Origin of the sequence: Lentzea guizhouensis (genome assembly GCF_001701025.1) — a bacterium.
GTDB classification, from domain to species: domain Bacteria; phylum Actinomycetota; class Actinomycetes; order Mycobacteriales; family Pseudonocardiaceae; genus Lentzea; species Lentzea guizhouensis.
On sequence record NZ_CP016793.1, the window covers coordinates 9793260 to 9806404 of the forward strand.

Consider the following 13145-nt stretch of genomic DNA (forward strand, 5'->3'; position numbering starts at 1 on the left):
GTCAGCTTCCCGGGGTGAACACGACGTCCACCCAGTAGTTCGCACCGCCGAAGGTGTCGCCGGGGAAGCCGGAGCCGCCGCGGAACACACCGTTCGGAGATGCTGCCGCAGCCAGCGGCGGACTGCTGACCGCCGACCGGTTGAAGTACCCGGCGTCGGCCGAGTAGCGGCCCGTGGTCGTCGTGTACGAGGCCACGTACGTCTGGCCGGCGGTGATCGGCACCGGGGTGTCGAACACGAGCGTCTGCCAGCCGGTCGCCGTCTCGTTCACGAACGTGCCCGTCGCGAGGCGCGTGCCGTTCGACGCCCACAGGGAACCGGTGTGGGTGCCGGTGTTGCCCGCTCCCTTGTAGAACTTGACGCCCGACACGTGGCCGTTGACCGCCGCGGTGAACCGCACGCCCAGCTCGTAGGCGTTGGTGTCGTTGGACGACGTCACCGCGGGCAACGCGGCGGCGCTGAACAGCGAGCACGGGCAGGTGGCCGTCGAGGTCGTCGTGAACGACCACGTGGCCGGGCCGGTCATGGCGTTGCCGTTGACGTCGGAGATCCGCATCTCGGCCGCGTACTGGGTACCCGGCGCGAGCGGCGCATCCGGTGTCCACGTCACGGTCCTGCCGTCACCGGAGATGCTGAACGCACCGGAGGTGCCGGCGGCACCGGGGTCCTTGAGCGAGAGCTGCGCGGAGCTCACGTCGACCGGCTCGCTGAACGTCGCCGAGACCGTCGTGTTCAGCGCGACACCGGTGGCTCCCGGCGCCGGCGTCCGGCCGGTCACGGTGGGCGGGGTGCTGTCGCCGTTCGCACCGTTGCGCCAGATCACGTCGACCCAGTAGTTGGTCGAGTTGTAGGTGCTGGTCGGGAACCCGCCGCCGGCGCCGTAGCGGTAGACGCCGTTCGGGCCGTCCGCGCCGGACTTCAACGCGTGCAACGAGTTGTAGTCGTGGCTGGAGTTGAAGCTGCCGCCGGTCGCGGAGTAGCGGCCGTTCGGGGCGTAGTACGAGACCACGTAGGTGGTGTTCGCCTGCACCTCGACCGGCTGGGTGAACGTCAGCGTCTGCCAGCCACTCGTCGACTCACCGCTGAAGGTGCCCGTCGCGAGCCGCTGCCCGGACGACGACCACAGCGAGCCGGTGTGCGTGCCGGAGTTGCCGAAGCCCTTGTAGAACCGGACACCCAGCACCTGGCCACGTCCGTCGAAGCGGACCTTGGTGCCCACCTCGACCGCCGCGGTGTCGCTCACCGCGTTGACGGCGGGGGCGGCGAAGTCGTCCCACACCGTGCACGGGCACGTGGCGCCGCGCGGGTTGCCGGTGGTGAACGACCACAGCGTCGGGCTCGGCGTGTTGCCGGACAGGTCGGTCGCCCTCCCGGACACGTCGTACGTCGTGCCCGGCGCCAGCGGGTTGTTCGGCGTGAAGGTGGCCTTCATGCCGTTGGCCGCCACCGAGATCGTGCCGGACACACCGCCGTTCGGACCGTTGACCAGGATCTGCGCCGAGCTCGGCGTCACCGGCTCGTCGAAGGTGATGCTGACCGCCGGGGTGAGCGAGACGCTGCCCTGGTTGTTCAGCGGGTCGGTCGACAGCGTGCCGGGGGCACGGGTGTCCGGACCGGGGTCGAGCGCGAAGATCGGGTCGACCCAGTAGTTGGCGTTGCGGTAGCTGTCGGTCGGGAAGCCCGACGACCCGCCGCGGAACACGCCGTTCGGGTTGCCGGAGACACCCTTGGGCGCCGACAGCGGTTCCAGGCCCACCGCCGAGCTCGTGAAGTAGTCCGCGTCACCGGCGTAGTGGCCGTTGGGCGCGAAGTACGACGCGACGTAGGTGGTGCCGGCCGAGATCTGCACGGCGGTCGGGAAGGTCAGCGTCTGCCAGCCGGTCGCCGTCTCGGCGGTGAACGTGCCGGTGGCGAGGCGCGTGCCGGTGGCCGACCACAGCGAACCGGTGTGCACGCCGGTGTTGCCGGTGCCCTTGTAGAACCGGACACCGCGGACGTAACCGTTCACACTGGACTGGAACTTCACGCCGAGCTCGATGGCGCCGCCGTCGTTGGTCGACGGCACGGCCGGGGTGGCGTTCTCGGTCCAGATGGTGCACGGGCAGTCGCGGGCGAGCACCGTGACGGCGCGGTTCACCTCTGCCGACAGGTTCGCCGAGTCGTCGACCGCGCGGACCTTGAGCGTGACGGCGCCGGCGCTGGAGAACGTGTGGGTGTAGCTCCAGGACGCCGTTCCCGCGGTCCAGTTGGCCGGGTGCCAGGTGCTGCCGTTGTCCACCGAGACCTCGACGCCCGCGACGCGGCCGGACGAGTCGATCACGGTGCCGTTGAAGCTGTAGCCGGTGCCGACGGTCGGCGAGTTCGTGGTGCCGAACGCGACCGACGGCGGTGCGGTGTCGGTGCTGGCGCTCGCGGCGGTGAGACCGGACTCGATCGTGGTCGGCTGGACGCCCATGTCGGCCAGCAGGTTCACCGTCGCCTGCTTGATCCGGACGTCCGAGGTCGGCTCGTCGGTGCGGAACGCGTGCTCGTCGTCCAGGCCCCACGCCCACTGCACGGTGCCGGCGCCGAAGACCAGCGCACCGGACGCGTGCTTGTAGAGCGTCAACGCGTGCGTCTTCGTGCCGCTCGCGTAGCGGTCACCGTGGTTCTGCAGGACGTACTGGCCGTCCATCGTGACGGTCGTGCGCGAGAGCTGCGCGACGCCGGCCGGCTGGAAGCCGTTGTCCTCCACCGAGTCCCACTCGTAGCCCAGGGTGCCGGGCTTGAAGGAGTAGCTGCCGGTCGTCATGGACGCGAGCGGGGTGTGACGCCACAGCCGCATCTTGCCGTACGCGGCGGGCACGGCCAGCGAGTCGTCGCGGCGGCCGTTGACGGTGAAGATCTGGCCCAGCAGGGCGTTCTCCGGGTTCGCGCCGTTGGGCGAGCTGGTGAACCGCGGGTCGCGCCAGGTGCCGGTCCACTCGGGACTCGGGTCGATCTTGGCGTTGGCCTTGGTCTCCTTGTAGGTCACCACGGTGCGGTGGTCCACCGGCGAGGAGCCGAGGCTCGGTGCCCAGCGGTGCTTCCAGAAGACCTCGTTGCCGGTCATGAACGCCAGGTGCACGCCGGCGGCGCGGGCGTTCTCCACGGCGGTGCGCTGTTCCCTGGACCAGTACTCGTCGTGGCCGACGGCCATGAACACCTTGTGGTTGAGGATCAGGTTGCCGCGCCGGGCGGTGTCGGCGTTGGTGGTGTAGCTGACGTCGTAGCCGTTCTTCTCGAGCCACGTCAGCATCGGCACTTCGGCGTTGAAGATGAAGTTCTCGTCACCGGTGTTCGCGACCGGGCGGTTGTAGCTCACCGCGTAGGCCGAGCCGGCGTCGCCGGGGCCGGTGCCGTAGTAGAGGCTGTTGCCGCCGTAGCGGTTGTAGGCGTGCCAGGTGGCGTCCGAGGTCTGGAAGAAGATCTTCGACTGGCTCGAGTCGTCGCGGATGACGAACGCGATCTCGTTCTCGCCACCGGTGTCGTTGCGGTGCAGCACGGCGTAGTACAGGCCGGACACGGTGTCAGCGGGCACGTCCCAGGTGAGCGAGACGGCCCAGTTGCCGCAGTCGACGAGCGCGGTCGCCGAGTCGGTGAGGCAGTTGACCGGCTGGTTCTGCGGCGTGGTGCGGTTGAGCTGCTTGACCAGCCTGGCACCGGCGCCGCCGTAGTAGCCGAGCCGGAAGATGTCGAGCCGGTAGGACGACGCGTCGGTCTTGACCTTGAAGTGGACCTGGCCGCCGGGCGTCGAGCTGATGTCGGTCGTGTAGCCGACGATCGAGTCGTCGAGCGAGTTCAACGACCAGTTGGCGTTGCCGGCTTTGGTGTTCTCGCACGCGACCTTGTTCACCACCGGTGCGTCACACGGCGCCGCATGCGCGGCCGGAGCGAGTACCGCCGCCGGCACGACGACCGCGGCAGCGAGCACAGCCACGGCTGTCACTTTCGCACCCATTGATCTCAGGCGTCTCCTGGGATCGAACAAGGACATGGGCGTCTACCTCTTCCTGAACTACTGCCCCAGACGATGGTTTGGCACGAGCACCGCCGTCGCACCCCAGCCGGCTCTCCCACCAGCCTGAAGCGACTCTCCACAGTGAACTTCGGGCCGATCCTCGCCTTCGTTACAACGAAAACCGCTGAGCGGCCTAATACTTCCGATTAGGCCGATCAGCGGAATCACTTGTGTCACAACGCCTTGACGGAAAGCGATCAATCACCGGCAGCTGACGAGAACCAGGCTGACGACTGTGCACTGTGTACTCGCGGCGTCATTGCCCGTGTTCGGGTCGACCGGGTCCGAACCAGTGCGTGCGGCCCGGAACCGGTGGTCCAGTCCGATGTTCAGCAACCGCACCGGAACCGTGAAGGCGAGCTTCGCGCTCGCTCCCGGCGCGAGGTGCGGCACCGGACAGGTCACCGTGTTGCCACTCGCGGTGCACGTGCCGTTTGCCGCCGAGACGCCCTGCGGCAGGGTCGTGGTCACCACGCCGCCGAGCAACGCGTTGGGGCCGTGGTTGGTCACGTCGACGGTGAAGTCGATGCGGGACACCAGGAGCCCGAGCCGCGGCGTACCGGTGATCTTGGCGACCTGGAGGTCGGCCTCGGTGTGGACGGTCAGCTGTGGACCGTCCACCGGGAACGTCGCGTAGTTGGTGCCGAACAGCTGCGCCTGCAGCGTGCCGGTTCCGCCGACCGCGTCCTGCTTGACCGCGAGGGTGAACGTGACGGTGGCGGACTGGAAGCCGCCGAGCGCCTCGGCCAGCGCGGCCCGGTAGCCGGTCGGGCCGCTGGGGCCGGTCAGCGTCGTGCAGCCGGCCGCACCGGTGCAGCCGACCAGGGTCGTGTACTCCGCGATGGCCCGCGGGGCGCTGAACAACCTGGCGGTGGGCTGCAGGATCGTGAACCCGTTGATGTTGGTGAGCTTCACCGTGACCGTGAACTGCTCGCCCGGCCGCACCACGGCCGCGCTCGAGGTCAGTTCCACCTCGGGCGGGGCGGCGACGGCCGGCGCCGCCACAGCGGCGCCGAGCAGTCCGGCGATCGTCGCGATCGCCAGTGTTCGCCGAAACATTGTTCTCCTCCGGCTCGTCGTTGATCCAGACTGATCCACTCCCCTCCCCCTGGAGGCCTTGGCAAATCAGGTGAAACCGGTCGAGTCAGTAAGCTCCGTGGCCGCCGAACACGGCCCGGAAGGTCTTCCACAGGATCACTGCGTCGAGCGCGAGGGACCAGTCCTCGACGTAGCGGAGGTCCAGCCGCACCGACTCCTCCCAGGAGAGGTCGCTGCGTCCGCTCACCTGCCAGAGCCCGGTGAGCCCCGGCTTGACGAGCAGCCGGCGCCGCACGTCGGAGGAGTACTTCGCGCTCTCCTCCGGCAACGGCGGGCGGGGGCCGACCAGCGACATGGCGCCGCTGAGCACGTTGAGCAGCTGCGGCAGCTCGTCGATCGAGTAGCGCCGCAGGAACGACCCCACCTTGGTGATGCGCGGGTCCTTCTTCATCTTGAACAGCAGCCCGTGGCCCTCGTTGGCCGCGGCGAGCCTGGTGCGCAACGCGTCGGCGTTGGTGACCATGGTGCGGAACTTGATGATCGTGAACGGCGCGCCGTTCTTGCCGACGCGCTTCTGGCGGTAGAACACCGGGCCGCGGCTGTCGATCATCACGAACGCCGCCACCGCGAACATCAGCGGTGCCAGCACGAGCAGCAGCACGAACGCGCCGACCTTGTCGACGACGCCCTTCACGAGCCGGCGGAACCCGGTCAGCGCCGGTTCGCTCACCCGCAGCAGCGGCATGCCGAGCACGGCGCTCATGTGCAGACGGGGACCGGCGACCTCCATCAGGCCCGGCGAGACGACCATCTCGGTGCCGGAGCCTTCGAGCGCCCAGGCGAGCTGCTGGAGACGGCGCGGTGTCCAGTAGGCGTCGGGTGTGACGGCGACGATGCGGTAGCCGCCGCGGCGGACCTGCTCGGCGAGCTCGCGCAGCTGTCCCACGACGGGCACGCCGTCGACGTCGGGACCCACGCGGCCACGGCCGTCGAGCGTGCAGACCGCGTCCACGCGCCAGCCCAGGTGGGCCATGCGGCGGGTGCGGTGGATGAGGTCCTCGACCGTTTCCAGGTTGCCGGCGGCGAGGACGGAGAGCATGAACCGGCCCTCGCCGCGGCCGCTGTGCAGCGGACGGCGCAGGAGGTAGCGCAGGGGGAAGGCGACCAGCGCGATCGCGGGAACGACTACGAAGACCCACAAGCGGGCGCCGGGGATGTCGACGGCGAGCGCACCGAGACCGAGTGCGACCACCGCACCGAACAAGCCCCGGCCGAGTCTTCGGAACTCCTCCGCACCCTGGCCGAGCACCGCCGGCGTCCACACCCGGTTGATCGCGAGCGAGCCGACGACGACAACCACTGTGAGTATGTCCAGCAGTGCAAGGGAAAGCGGGCCGAACGCGGCGTGGCGTGCGTGCATGACGGCCCCCACCGCCACCACCACCAGCACCGTCGTCAGCACGTCAGCCGTGATGACGGCATAGCGGTAACGCGTCTCCCACCCCGCGATGGGCGGATGCGTCTGTCTGTGTTCGTGGCCACGTTCAGGATTGAGCGTAGATCCCTGCCCGTGGACCATGTCACGGGCAGAGCGGACCTGCTCACTCATCGTTGTGATCTCCCCGCTCAGCGGTGATTCCGGACGTGTGCGGACGCAGGTCACCCCGAGGACCTTTGACACTCCGGACACACCGGGCCGCCCCTCCCACAAGGCAGACCGTCGAACCCGGAGCTTGCAACCGTCATTCGCCAGCCCCGGCGTTCGCGTTACAGGCTGCGGAAAAATTTCTCCTCAAAGCCCGAATGGCGGACGTGACGTGCGTCTCACCGGCTGGAAACCGAGTAGCCACAAGACGATTGCTCATGTCCACAAGGGACATAAATGTCGTGTATGGCTCGGCTTGATGGTCGAGAACAGGTCTTCAGGCCCTAGCGCTTCGACCTGTTTTGAGCGTTGCTTTACCGCCGAACGGAGCAATCAGCTACGACCGAACGGAAATGCGCACCTCATCGGTTCCGACCACCACGACGTCGCCCGCTCGCAACTGCGCCCCCCTGCGCAGCTCCACAGCACCGTTGACGTGCACCTCCCCGTCCTCGATGAGCTCCTTGGCGTGCCCGCCGTCGTCCGCGAGCTGAGCCAGCTTGAGGAACTGCCCTAGCCTGATCGGCTCTTCCGAGATCTCCACCGTGCGCATGAGCCGCATCATCCCAGCAGGGCGGTCCCCACTGCTCGCTCGGGGGCGCGCACCAGTGCAAACGAGTGATGTCGTTGACACGCTCCGATGCATGAAAAATTCGTTTGGGCACACCGCCTGGTTGGCGGTGTCGGGATTCGTGGTCATGGGCATCACGGCGTTCGCCGCGAGCGCCTACGTCACCCTGGACATGAGCCAGGCCCGTCCGGAGGTTCACGGACCGGCCCATTACGGGCTCCTGGTCGCGCACATATTCACCGGAACGGTGGCAGTGGTCGCCGGCGTGTCGCAGTTCTGGCCGGGGCTGCGGTCGAGACACCCGCGGGTGCACCGGGTGATGGGCCGCGTCTACTTCGCCGCGGTGCTCCCGTCGGCACTGCTCGGCATCGTCTGCGCGCAGCTGTCGTTCTACGGGCTGGCGACGTCGGGGCCGTTGACGGTGCTGTCCGTGCTGTGGTTCGCCAGCGCGGCCCAGGGCCTGCGAACGGCACGGCGGCGCCGGTTCGGCGCTCACCGCATCTGGATGATCCGCGGGTTCGCGCTGACCAGCGCCGCCGTGACGGGCAGGCTGTGGGGGCTGCTGCTCGGCGGCCTGCTGCCGGACGCAGACGGGCTGCTGGTCTTCACCACCGCGAACTGGCTGTCGTTCGTGGTGAACCTGCTGGTCGCCGAGTGGTGGATCCAGTCGAGGGGCTACACCCGCGCCTTGCCCTCCGAGGCGCTCAAACCGAGCATCTCGAGCAGGTCGGCGCAGTCCAGCGCGTCGGTCGCGTGACACGCCACGGTGCGCGCGGCCTTGCTGTTCTGGATCGTGCTGTGCTCCTTCTCGAGAGCCTTGGCCTCGGCAAAGGTGCCGGTGTCAGGCTCAGCCAAAGGGGTACGCGCCCAAGTCATGTCGTGCCTGCTTCCGCATCGGGGGATGTGGTCATCATGACAACGGGATCACCGAAACACCAGAACTAGTGCTTTCCGTAATCAACCACCCACGGAGCGTGCAAAGCGAGAAACCGCTTTCTCCGTTCGCTTTTTGATCATTTTCTCCAATCAGCGGCCGTACCTCAGCACGGACTCCACTTCGGTCACGAATGCAACCAGGCGTTCGTCGTCGACGTCCTCCGGCGTGGGGCCGTCCACCGCGAGTCGTTGCAGCGCAACGGAAGTGGTGGCGTTCTCCCGGGCCAGCCTGCGGAAGCCGAACGTCGCCTCGAACGCGGAGACCGCAGTCGCCAGTGCCGCAAGGGTTGTGGCCGCGAAGCCCCACATCGCGCGGCGCGGTCCGTCCGCCATTCCCACGGCTGCCGCTGCCGCCGCCGCGATGAAGAGCGCGGCCGCGACCGCCACCGTCCACGTGCGAGCGGCCGCGTACCGCTTGCGGCCGCGTTCGAAGTGGTCGAGCCGGTCGGAGAAGCGGTGCCGCAGGTACGCCTCGACGAACTGGGCCTGCCGCTGCTTGTCGGTCATGTCCGCACCACCTCGAGCTTGCGGTCGCTGACCGCGGCTTCCAGGTCGGCCACCCGGTCCTGGCGCGCCTCCTCCGACTCGGGAGCCGGCGCCGCGAGGTGGGCGAAGTACAAGGCCCGCAACCGTTCCGCGCGAGCGCGGGCGGTCAGGTACTTGTCGAGCGACTCCCGCTTGCGCGCCACGATCGTGATCGCCGCGGCGAACGCGCCGCCGGCCACCACCAGCACGCCGGGCCACGGCGTCTCGTTCAGCCACGTCTGCAGCGCGCCGAACACCGTCGTGGTGAGCCCGCCCGCGATGGCGAGGACGGCGAGCAGCCGGTAGCGGTTCTGCTCGACCTCCGCCTCGGCGTCGAGCTCGTGGAACACCGGTGCCACGACCTGGTTCGCGTCGTGGATCGCGTCGGCGAGCAAAGGGTAGGCGACGACGAAACCGGGGTCGACGAGCGGACGCGGTTCCGGTGCCCGGTAGCGGACCTTCGGCCAGATCTTCGGCGGCTTGACGGGCTTCTCCTTGCCCAGCAACCGTTCCAGTGCGGTGACGACCTTGCCCGGTCCTTCGTCGGCGTGGACGACGAACACCCGGCCGCTGCGCACCAGCACGGCCAGGTCGCCGGTCAGGTCACCGGTCGCGATCCGGTCGGCGAGCCCGCCGGTGCCCGCGATGACGAGCAGCGGGTGGTTCCCGCTCAGGTGGTCGACGACCTCCTTCTCGCTCTCGCCTCCGATGACGAGCGCAATGGTGGCCTTCTTGCCGCGGATGGCGTCGACCGCGCGGAACAGCACCGGTGTCGCGTCCGTCCACTCCGAACCGGGGACGACGACGGCCACGCTGTGGTTGGGTTCCAGCGCGATCTGACCGCCGGTGGAGGTTTCGGTGAGGTCGTGCACCTTGCTGGAGGGCGCCACGCCGACCACGACGGGCCAGCGCCCCTCGCAGGCCTGCAACGCCATCCCCAACAGGTGGACGACGCCCCGGTCGGTGCCTTCGGTGACGAACACGGCGCCGTTGCGCGCCGCGGTCACCACGACGGATCTGAGCACCGGCAACAACTTCGCGGCGAGATCGGTCTCGATGTCTTCTGTGGAGCCGAACACGGAGATCACCGCGCGGCCTCGGGGCAGACCGAGGGAGCGGGGCCGGATGTCGGCGTCCGGCTGGGACAGCCGTTTGACTGTCGGGCCGCCTGCATTGGGCATGCCGCGCACCATAACGCCGTGATCGACCGCAGACCAGGGCCGTTCAGACGTCGCCGCACACCCGTGACCGCGCGCGGACGTGGCCGGTCGGACGCGCCGGTCGGACGTGGCCGGTCAGACGTCCTCGTCCAGCGGGACCTCGCGGTCCTCGTCGAGCGCCGGGATCTCGGCGGGCTCCAGCGGTGCCACTTCCTGTTGCTGCTCGACGGCGTCGGCCTCAGGCAGTTCGGGGTTCATGCGGTGCGGGTTCCCCGCCGCCCGCCGGACCACACGTGCTCCCGCACCGCGGCGAGATCGCGCAGGTCGTCGAGCACGACGGTGGCACCGGCGTCGGAGAGCTGCTGCGCGGTGCTGCGCCCGGTGGCCACCGCGACCAGCCGCACGCCCGCCACGAGGGCCGCGCGCACGTCGTGCGGGGTGTCGCCGATCAGCACGACCTCGTCGTCGGCGAACCGGCGGACGTGCCGGGCCCGCTCACGGGCGACCGCGACCAGCTCGGCGCGGTCGGCGTGGTCGTCGCCGTAGGCGCTCACGTCCCAGTCGACCAGGTGCGCGAGCCCGAACTCCTCCAGCTTGACCCGCGCGACGCTGCCGAGGTTGGCCGTCAGCACGCCCTGGTGCACCCGCGGGTCCGCGGCGAAGGCCTCCAAGCCCTCCCTGGCGCCCGGCAGCACCTCGCCGTGCCCGGCGAGCTCCCCGCGCCTCCGCTCGAAGCTCGCGGCCAGCGCGGTCGCGAGCACCGCGGAGGTCTCCGGCGTGTGCTCCACGCCCTGCTGGGACAGCACCTCGGCGATGATGTCCAGCTCGGTGCGTCCGCCCAGGTCGACGGCACCGGCGAGGTCGCGCCCGAACGCCTGCAGGAACGCGTCGCGGTACATCAGCGCGCCGAACCCGCGCGCCGAGATCAGCGTGCCGTCGATGTCCCACAGCACCAGCACGTCGGGACCCGTCACCGGACCTCCACCCCTCGACCCGTAAAATGCCTGATCATGACCTCGATCGACCCCGCGGAGCTGGAAGTCTGCCTGCGCGTGCTGGCACAGGTCGAGGACCTGCCCGCGGAACACGAGGACGCGGTGCGCGTCCGCCTGGCCACCGCCAAGATCTTCAAGGCCGCCAAGAAGCACCGCAAGTCCGAGCGCAGGGCCGCCATCACCGCCAACGACCGGGCCGTGACGTCGCTCACCGCCACCGGGTCGCCGGAGCGCATCGACGACGAGACGCAGGGCCTGCCGCTGGTCTCGAACGCACCCGGCGCCACCGCCGGCACGCTGCTGCGGGCCCGGTCCTGCTACACCTGCCGCAAGCGGTTCGTCGAGGTCGACGCCTTCTACCACCAGCTCTGCCCGGACTGCGCGCGCTTCAACCACGGCAAGCGCGATGCCCGCACGGATCTGACCGGCCGCCGCGCGTTGCTGACCGGCGGCCGCGCGAAGATCGGCATGTACATCGCGCTGCGACTGCTGCGTGACGGCGCCCACACCACGATCACCACCCGGTTCCCGAAGGACGCGGCGCGGCGGTTCGCGCAGATGCCCGACGCGGACGAGTGGATCGACCGGCTGCGCGTCGTCGGCATCGACCTGCGCGACCCGGCCCAGGTGCTCGGCCTCGCGGACTCGGTGGCCGACCAGGGCCCGCTGGACATCCTCATCAACAACGCCGCGCAGACCGTGCGCCGCTCCCCCGGCGCCTACGCCCCGCTGGCCGCGGCCGAGCACGAGGCGCTGACCGGTGACGCCCGCCGCCCCGAGCTCATCACGTTCGGCGGCCACGGCCAGCTCGCCCTGCCGGGCACCGCGGTCCCGGAGGCGCACTCGGTGACCACGCTCGCGTTGATGGCGGGCGGCAAGGACATCGACGCGGGCGGCCTGGTACCGGACACCGCGGCGACGAACTCGTGGATCCAGAACGTCGACGAGGTCGACCCGGTGGAGCTGCTGGAGGTGCAGCTGTGCAACTCCACGGCGCCGTTCCTGCTGATCTCGCGGCTGCGCGCGTCGATGGCGAAGTCGATGCACCGGCGCAAGTACGTGGTGAACGTGTCCGCGATGGAGGGCCAGTTCTCCCGCGTGTACAAGGGATCCGGCCACCCGCACACGAACATGGCCAAGGCCGCGCTGAACATGTTGACGCGGACGAGCGCCGAGGAGATGCTGCAGACCGACGGCATCCTGATGACCGCCGTCGACACCGGGTGGATCACCGACGAACGCCCGCACCCGATGAAGATGCGGCTGGCCGACGAGGGTTTCCACGCCCCGCTCGACCTGGTGGACGGCGCCGCCCGCGTGTACGACCCGATCGTGCGCGGCGAGGCCGGTGAGGACGTGTACGGGTGCTTCCTGAAGGACTACGCGCCCTCCGCGTGGTGACGCACGTGTCCGAGGTACCCGTCGGACGCACCCGAACGAGCCCTTTCGTCAGGTCATAGGGGTATTTGAACACCTGTTCGAGTACTCATTTGTCATGAGGACTGTGTGGCGGGGAGCACTCCGGTTCGGCATGACGACGATGACGGTGCGGCTGGTGTCCGCGGCGTCCGAGCACCGCGGCAGGGTGCACCTCGTGCACCGCGAGGACAGCGGCCGCGTGCGGCACCAGCAGGTGTGCGGCGAGTGCTCGCTGCGGCTGACACCCGACGACATCGGCCGCGGCTACGAGCTCGACGACGGCCGCATCGTGCAGGTGGACCCGCGCGAGCTGCCGGCGCCCGAGGAGGGCGTCATCGACGTCCAGCAGTTCGCGCCCGTCACGGACGTCGACCCGATCTCGTTGCACCGCAGTTACTACGTCGAACCGGACGACCTCTCGGTGCGCTCGTACGTGCTGCTGCGCGAGACCCTGGAACGCACCAAGACCGCGGCCGTCGTGAAGTTCGGGCTGCGCGGCAAGGACACGCTCGCGGCGATCCGGCAGCAGGCGGGCGTGCTGGTGCTGCACACGCTGCTGTGGCCGGACGAGGTGCGCGAGCCGCACTTCGCGTTCCTGCACCGCGACACCGAGGTGCGCACCGGGGAACTGGCGGCCGCGGCGGCCCTGGTGCGGGCGCAGACCCGGCCGTTCCGGCCGCACGACTACCCGAACTCCAGCCACGAGGCGTTGCTCAGGCTGGTGGAGGCGAACGCCTAGCCCGCGGGCGGGCGACCCGCGTATCGGGGATGAACGCGGGTCGCCCGTCCGCATCCCTCCGGGGTCGCCGCGAGGCGT

11 protein-coding genes are annotated in these 13145 nt (G+C 69.5%); 3 read left to right on the forward strand and 8 right to left on the reverse strand.

The features are described from left to right. Position 1: 1 nt before the first annotated feature. The 4 genes from BBK82_RS46470 to BBK82_RS46485 form a co-directional block, all read right to left on the reverse strand. Entirely contained in the window at positions 2-3958 is a 3957-nt protein-coding gene (locus tag BBK82_RS46470) for a DUF4082 domain-containing protein (protein WP_237047962.1), read from the reverse strand. A gap of 282 nt (positions 3959-4240) precedes the next feature. Next, positions 4241-5098, reverse strand: a complete 858-nt coding sequence (locus BBK82_RS46475) for a DUF11 domain-containing protein (RefSeq protein ID WP_065920606.1) — start codon at positions 5096-5098, stop codon at positions 4241-4243. 85 nt (positions 5099-5183) lie between these two features. Further along, positions 5184-6656: a sugar transferase gene (locus tag BBK82_RS46480; RefSeq protein ID WP_418287555.1), complete on the reverse strand. Its 1473-nt coding sequence runs from the start codon at positions 6654-6656 to the stop codon at positions 5184-5186. A gap of 403 nt (positions 6657-7059) precedes the next feature. Further along, entirely contained in the window at positions 7060-7275 is a 216-nt protein-coding gene (locus BBK82_RS46485) for an RNA-binding S4 domain-containing protein (RefSeq protein ID WP_237047963.1), read from the reverse strand. Positions 7276-7366: 91 nt separating this feature from the next. Here BBK82_RS46485 and BBK82_RS46490 point away from each other — a divergent pair, with 91 nt between their 5' ends. Continuing rightward, the gene (locus BBK82_RS46490; RefSeq protein ID WP_170068082.1) at positions 7367-8050 is read left to right on the forward strand and encodes a DUF2306 domain-containing protein; all 684 of its coding nucleotides are present in this window, start codon (positions 7367-7369) and stop codon (positions 8048-8050) included. A gap of 269 nt (positions 8051-8319) precedes the next feature. On the opposite strand, the gene BBK82_RS46495 is transcribed toward BBK82_RS46490, so the two are convergent. The 4 genes from BBK82_RS46495 to BBK82_RS46505 all read right to left on the reverse strand — a co-directional run bounded on the left by BBK82_RS46495 (position 8320) and on the right by BBK82_RS46505 (position 10888). Continuing rightward, on the reverse strand, positions 8320-8736 hold the full coding sequence (locus BBK82_RS46495) for an SLATT domain-containing protein (protein ID WP_065920608.1): 417 nt from the start codon (positions 8734-8736) through the stop codon (positions 8320-8322). Continuing rightward, the gene (locus BBK82_RS46500; protein ID WP_065921919.1) at positions 8733-9935 is read right to left on the reverse strand and encodes a hypothetical protein; all 1203 of its coding nucleotides are present in this window, start codon (positions 9933-9935) and stop codon (positions 8733-8735) included. Before BBK82_RS46500 ends, BBK82_RS46495 begins: the two co-directional genes overlap by 4 nt. A gap of 114 nt (positions 9936-10049) precedes the next feature. Then, a complete protein-coding gene (locus tag BBK82_RS55970) occupies positions 10050-10172 on the reverse strand; it encodes a hypothetical protein (RefSeq protein ID WP_257785422.1) in 123 nt (40 codons plus the stop codon). After that, on the reverse strand, positions 10169-10888 hold the full coding sequence (locus BBK82_RS46505) for an HAD family hydrolase (protein WP_065920609.1): 720 nt from the start codon (positions 10886-10888) through the stop codon (positions 10169-10171). The genes BBK82_RS55970 and BBK82_RS46505 overlap by 4 nt, the downstream gene beginning before the upstream one ends. A gap of 36 nt (positions 10889-10924) precedes the next feature. Here BBK82_RS46505 and BBK82_RS46510 point away from each other — a divergent pair, with 36 nt between their 5' ends. Both BBK82_RS46510 and ku read left to right on the forward strand, forming a co-directional pair. Further along, entirely contained in the window at positions 10925-12310 is a 1386-nt protein-coding gene (locus BBK82_RS46510) for an SDR family NAD(P)-dependent oxidoreductase (RefSeq protein ID WP_065920610.1), read from the forward strand. A 94-nt stretch (positions 12311-12404) separates the two neighbouring features. Continuing rightward, positions 12405-13067 carry a non-homologous end joining protein Ku gene (gene ku, locus BBK82_RS46515; RefSeq protein ID WP_083268660.1) on the forward strand — a complete coding sequence of 221 codons (663 nt, stop codon included), beginning with the start codon at positions 12405-12407 and terminating at the stop codon, positions 13065-13067. Positions 13068-13145 lie beyond the last annotated feature (78 nt).

Bases quoted from the DNA above. Each gene is read 5' to 3' on its own strand.
- BBK82_RS55970 (WP_257785422.1), bottom strand. From the start codon at position 10,172: ATGAACCCCGAACTGCCTGAGGCCGACGCCGTCGAGCAGCAACAGGAA.
- BBK82_RS46510 (WP_065920610.1), top strand. From the start codon at position 10,925: ATGACCTCGATCGACCCCGCGGAGCTGGAAGTCTGCCTGCGCGTGCTG.
- BBK82_RS46480 (WP_418287555.1), bottom strand. From the start codon at position 6,656: ATGGTCCACGGGCAGGGATCTACGCTCAATCCTGAACGTGGCCACGAA.
- BBK82_RS46485 (WP_237047963.1), bottom strand. From the start codon at position 7,275: ATGCGCACGGTGGAGATCTCGGAAGAGCCGATCAGGCTAGGGCAGTTC.
- BBK82_RS46500 (WP_065921919.1), bottom strand. From the start codon at position 9,935: ATGCCCAATGCAGGCGGCCCGACAGTCAAACGGCTGTCCCAGCCGGAC.
- BBK82_RS46495 (WP_065920608.1), bottom strand. From the start codon at position 8,736: ATGACCGACAAGCAGCGGCAGGCCCAGTTCGTCGAGGCGTACCTGCGG.
- ku (WP_083268660.1), top strand. From the start codon at position 12,405: ATGAGGACTGTGTGGCGGGGAGCACTCCGGTTCGGCATGACGACGATG.
- BBK82_RS46490 (WP_170068082.1), top strand. From the start codon at position 7,367: ATGAAAAATTCGTTTGGGCACACCGCCTGGTTGGCGGTGTCGGGATTC.
- BBK82_RS46475 (WP_065920606.1), bottom strand. From the start codon at position 5,098: ATGTTTCGGCGAACACTGGCGATCGCGACGATCGCCGGACTGCTCGGC.